General features: G+C 69.6%; 5 protein-coding genes. All 5 read left to right on the forward strand.

The window, feature by feature from the left end; genetic code table 11:
- Positions 1-328 precede the first annotated feature (328 nt).
- A complete protein-coding gene (locus VGC18_RS00780) occupies positions 329-2,134 on the forward strand; it encodes a response regulator (protein ID WP_331093216.1) in 1,806 nt (601 codons plus the stop codon).
- A gap of 112 nt (positions 2,135-2,246) precedes the next feature.
- Complete coding sequence (locus tag VGC18_RS00785; protein ID WP_331093218.1) at positions 2,247-3,107, forward strand: class II fructose-bisphosphate aldolase; 861 nt, start codon at positions 2,247-2,249, stop codon at positions 3,105-3,107.
- Position 3,108: 1 nt separating this feature from the next.
- Positions 3,109-3,915, forward strand: coding sequence for an HAD-IA family hydrolase (locus VGC18_RS00790; protein ID WP_331093220.1), 807 nt, complete (start codon positions 3,109-3,111; stop codon positions 3,913-3,915).
- Positions 3,912-4,553 (forward strand): dihydroxyacetone kinase subunit DhaL, encoded by a 642-nt coding sequence (dhaL, locus tag VGC18_RS00795; protein WP_331093222.1) that lies wholly within the window; start codon positions 3,912-3,914, stop codon positions 4,551-4,553. The genes VGC18_RS00790 and dhaL overlap by 4 nt, the downstream gene beginning before the upstream one ends.
- Before the next feature lie 46 nt (positions 4,554-4,599).
- A partial coding sequence (locus VGC18_RS00800) for a dihydroxyacetone kinase subunit DhaK (RefSeq protein WP_331093224.1) occupies positions 4,600-5,243 on the forward strand: 644 nt, incomplete at its 3' end.

Consider the following 5,243-nt stretch of genomic DNA (forward strand, 5'->3'; position numbering starts at 1 on the left):
CCGACGGCGAGCCGATAGGCCAGCCTCACCCGGGGACGCGTCTCGATCCTGGCCCGGAAGCGCCGCAGCGCCGCGCGCATCCCGGATTCGCCAGAGGCCCCCGGCGTCTTCTCGACGGGTGACGAGGACGGTTGATGCGACATGGCACCACGCTAACGAGGCGACGGGCTCCGCGCATCCGACACCGGCCGTACTCGTGTCGTTCTCCGGGATGACATCGCCCGTCCAGGAAAAGCGGGCGACGACTCTGGATTTATCCAGGGTCGCCGGATGAGGATAAAACCTTGACGGCAACGTCGCCGTCCGTGAGCATTCGTGAGGCGGACCAATGGACGAGAAAACGCAGCTCCCCGAACAGATCCAGCTCGACGTGGACACCCTGGCAGCGATGGCGGGAGACCTGGCCGGCCAGTTCTGGCTCGAACCGCTGCTCGAGCGCATCCTGCACCATTCCATGGAGCTCCTCGGCTGTGACAGCGGCTCCATCTGCACGGTCGACGAGGTCGCCGGCACCTATCGGAAGGAGGTCGACCTCGGCGTCGGCTGTCAGTCCGGCCGCACCTTCCCCCTCGACGAGGGGGTGACCGGTGAGGTGGTGCGGCAGCGAAGGCCCGTGACCTTCGACGAGTACTCCGAGGTGCCCGGCTGTCACATCCCCCTGCCCGAGCGCAGCCTCCTTCACGGCGTCATCGGGGTGCCCATCCGCTGGAACGGATCGATCATCGGCACCTGCGTCGTGTTCAGCAGGGAGCCGGGGCGGCGCTTCAGCACCTCGGAGATCGCCCTTCTCGAGCTCTTCGCCACCCACGCGGGCATAGCCATCACCAACGCCCGGCTGCACGCACTCGCCGACGAGCGCACCCGCGACGCCGCGGTCATGGCCGAGCGCGAACGGATGCTCCGCGACGTGCACGATACGGTCGGCCGCGCCCTCGCCGGGGTGCTGCTCCACCTGGAGGACGCCGACCGCGGGCTCGACCGGGGTTCGCCCGCGCACACGGCCGTCGATGAGGCCCGCGCATCCGCCCGCGCCGGCCTCACCGAGACCCGCCGGACCGTTCTCGGGCTCGGTCCGCAACTCCTGGACGGTCACTCGCTCGGCGAGGCCGTCTCGCTCGAGCTGGCCTGGGTCGAGAGCATGACGGCGATCGCCACCCACTTGGTCGCCATCGGCGAGCCCGTGCCGATCGACCCCGATCGCTCGCGGCAGCTGTTCCGGATCACCCAGGAGGCGCTCACGAACGTGATCGAGCATGCCGGGGCACGCACGGTGCGGGTCGGCCTCGTCTACGGCGCGGACAGCGTCGCGGTCCTGATCGAGGACGACGGGCGGGGCTTCGATCCCGGGGCACTCTCGCTCGGCGGCCCCGGGCGGATGTCCCGTGGTCTCGGCCTGCACGGGCTCGTCGCCCGTGCCAGACATCTCGGCGGGTCCGTCGTGGTGGACTCCACTCTGGGATGGGGCACCCGCATCCGCGCCGAGATCCCCACGACCGGCGCCCAACCCGTCGATCAGAGCCGGTCGCGCTGGCGGGTGCTCGTCGTCCACGACAGCCCCGTGATCCGGGCCGGGTTGGTGCGGATGCTCGCCCTGGCCGAGCCGGACATCCAGGTCGTCGGCGAGGTCGCGGATTCCACACAGGTGGTCGATGCCTACCGGCTGCTGCATCCGCACGTCGTCCTGACGCACCTGCGGATGCCGCACATCGACGGTGTGCGTCTCACCGCCTACCTCCGCGCGCTCGATCCCGACGCCGCGGTCATGCTCCTCGTCGACTCCGTCTCCGACGACGGCGTGCGCGAGGCGGCGCAGGGCGGCGCCGTGGGCTTTGTGAACCGGGACGTGGATGCCGCCGGGCTCGCCCGCGCGGTCGTCGCCGCCGCCCGCGGAGACTCGTTGATGACGGCGGAGCTCTTCAGCAGCTCGGCCGGTGCCGGCCACGAGCTCCTCACGGGACGCGAGCGCGAGGTGCGCGCACTCGTGGAGCGGGGGCTGCCGTACAAGCAGATCGCCACGTCGCTCGACATCTCGGTGAAGACGGTGGAGAAGCACGTCGGCTCGATCCTGCGCAAGACCGGCGCAGCCAATCGCCGCGTGCTGCTGCACCGCCCCCAGGACGGCTCGCTCGCCTGAAGGAGTCCGCGGCATCCCCCAGTCGGGCCCCTACCGGCCCGGTGGGGGAATCCCCCATTTCGAGCCGGTGCGCTCCCGCCTAGCCTTGGCCGAAGAGGACGAGGAGGCCCCCGTGGCTGTTGTGTCGTTGAAGGAGATCGTGGACAGGGCGTTCGATGCCCGATACGGCGTCCCGGCCGTGAACATCGTGAACGACCTCACCCTGGAGGCCGTCCTGGCCGGGGCGGTCGAGGCGAGATCGCCGCTGATCGTGCAGACCTCGGTGAAGACCGTGAGGTCCATCGGCTACGACGTGCTCTTCGCGATGTGGACCTCGATGACCGCGGGCATCGAGGTGCCGGTCACGCTGCACCTCGACCACTGCCCGGAGCGGGAGGTCATCACGCGGTGCCTCGACCGCGGCTGGAACTCGGTGCTGTTCGACGCCTCCACCCTGCCGGTCGAGGAGAACCAGCGACAGACAGTCGAGGTCGTCGCGGAGGCCCGCGCCCACGGAGCGCACGTCGAGGGCGAGATTGAGTCGATCCGGGGCGTCGAGGACGGCATCGGCAGCGATACCGAGTCCCGGCGTCAGTCGCTGGAGACGGCGCTCGGATTCATCCGGGAGACGGGCGTCGACGTCTTCGCGCCCTCGATCGGAAACGCGCACGGCGTCTACTCCGCCAAGCCCGACCTCGACGTCGAGCGGGTGACCGAGCTCATCGAGGCGACGGGGGTGCCGATCGCGCTGCACGGCGGCAGCGGCATGACCGACGACCAGTTCACCGACCTGATCGCCCGCGGATGCGCCAAGGTCAACATCTCGACGGACCTCAAGATCGCCTACATGACGTCGAACCTCGCCTTCCTCAGGACCGCGGAGGAGCGGAACAGCTGGGACCCGCCGTCCCTGTTCTCCCACGTGCGAGCCGACGTGGTCGCCCTCACCACCGGCCTCGCCGCGAAATTCGGCAGCGCGGGCAAGGCGTGGTGACATGCCCGCCCTGATCTTCGACTGCGACGGGGTGCTGGCCGACACGGAGCGGGCCGGACACCTGCCCGCCTTCAACCAGACCTTCCGCGAGTTCGGCCTCCCGGTGCAGTGGAGCGAGACGGAGTACGCCCAGAAGGTGAAGATCGGCGGAGGCAAGGAACGCATGGCGAGTCTTCTGACCCCCGATTTCGTCGCCGCCAACGGCCTGCCGACCGATCCGGAGGGCCAGCGCGAGGTGCTCGCGCGGTGGCACCGGCGGAAGACCGCCATCTACACCGCGCTGGTCGACGAGGGCAGGCTGCCCGCACGTCCCGGCGTCGCGCGCCTCGCCGCGGAGGCCGCGTCGGCCGGCTGGCAGCTCGCCGTCGCCTCCACCTCGGCCGAGCCGTCGGTGCGCGCGGTGCTCGAACACACCGTTGGCCCCGAGCTCGCAGCGCGCTTCGGGCTCTACGCCGGCGACGTGGTGGCGCACAAGAAGCCGGCCCCGGACATCTACCTGTTCGCCCTGGAACAGCTCGGTGCCGACCCGCAGACGGCGGTCGTGGTGGAGGACAGCGGCGGCGGCCTGCGCGCGGCGGTCGCCGCCGGGCTGCGTACGGTCGTCACCGTGAGCACCTACACGGTCGGGGAGGACTTCACCGGCGCATCCCTGGTCCTCGACTCGCTCGGCGACGAGGGATCGCCCGCCACCGTCCTCGCGGATCCGCTGGACATCCATCCGGGCCGCCTCGTCCGGCTGGACGACCTCGAGCGGGTGATCACCCGCCCGCATCCGCCCGCCCCGCCAACCCCCACGGAGGAACAATGACCACCACCGACTTCGCCGATCTCGAGTTCGTCGTGAGGACCATCGCGCAGACCTGCATCGACAACGAGAAACAATTCGGAGACCTGGACTCCGTCGTCGGAGACGGCGACTTCGGCTACTCGCTCGCCCGCGGTTTCGAGGTGGTGATCAAGGACTGGGACTCCTACGACCGCAGCGACATGGGCACCTTCCTGCAGAAGGTCGCCGTGGCGATCACCGGCCGCATCGGCGGCACCTCCGGCCCGATCTGGGGAACCGCGTTCATCCGCGCGGCCGCCGTCCTCAAGGGCCGGGGCGACATCTCCGGCGAGGACGTCGTTGCCATGCTCCGCTCGGCGATCGAGGGCATCAAGGCGCGCGGAAACGCCGACGTCGGCGACAAGACCCTGCTGGACGCCCTGGTTCCCATGACCGACGCGATCGAGCGCTCCGTCGCATCCGGGGCCAACGCGGCAGAGACGATCTCCGCCGCGGCGTCCGCGGCCCGCGAGGCCGCGGACGCGACCACGACGATGATCGCCAAACGCGGTCGCGCGAGCTACAGCGGCGAACGCAGCATCGGCTCCCCGGACGCCGGCGCGGTGGCCGTGGCCGTCATCCTCGAGCGACTCGATTCCGTCTGGGCGACGAAGCCCTGACCCCTTCCAACACAACCCCTCAGTGAACAATGGAGTGACACACATCATGAAGAAGTTCGTCAACGACCCGCAGAACTACGTTTCCGAGATGCTCAAGGGCCTCGCACTGGCCAATCCGGACACGCTCAGGTACGTGCCGGAGTACAACCTGATCATGCGCTCGGATGCGCCGCGTCAGGACAAGGTGTCGATCATCCAGGGCTCCGGCTCCGGCCACGAGCCCGCCCACGTCATGACGGTCGGCAGAGGGATGCTCGACGGCGCGTGCCCGGGCGACGTCTTCTCCGCACCGCCGATGGACTACGTCTACGAGACCACGAAACTGCTCGCCTCCCCGAAGGGGGTCCTGCTGCTGGTCAACAACTACACCGGGGATCGAATGGCCTTCGACATGGCCCAGGAGATGAGCCAGGCGGACGGTCTGAACGTCAAGACCCTGTTCATCGACGACGACGTCTCGGTGCAGGATTCCACGTACACGGTCGGCAGGCGCGGTGTCGCCGGGAACTTCTTTGTCATGAAGGCGGTCGGCGCCGCCTCCGAGGAGGGCGCCGACCTCGACGAGGTCGTCCGCATCGGCGAGAAGGTGAACTCGGTCACCCGCACCATGGGGCTCGCGCTCACCGCCTGCATCCCGCCGGCGAAGGGGTCGCCGCTGTTCGAGCTCGGCGACGACGAGATCGAGATCGG

The sequence above is a fragment of the Lacisediminihabitans sp. genome, assembly GCF_036404185.1.
In the GTDB taxonomy this organism is placed as follows: Bacteria; Actinomycetota; Actinomycetes; order Actinomycetales; family Microbacteriaceae; genus Lacisediminihabitans.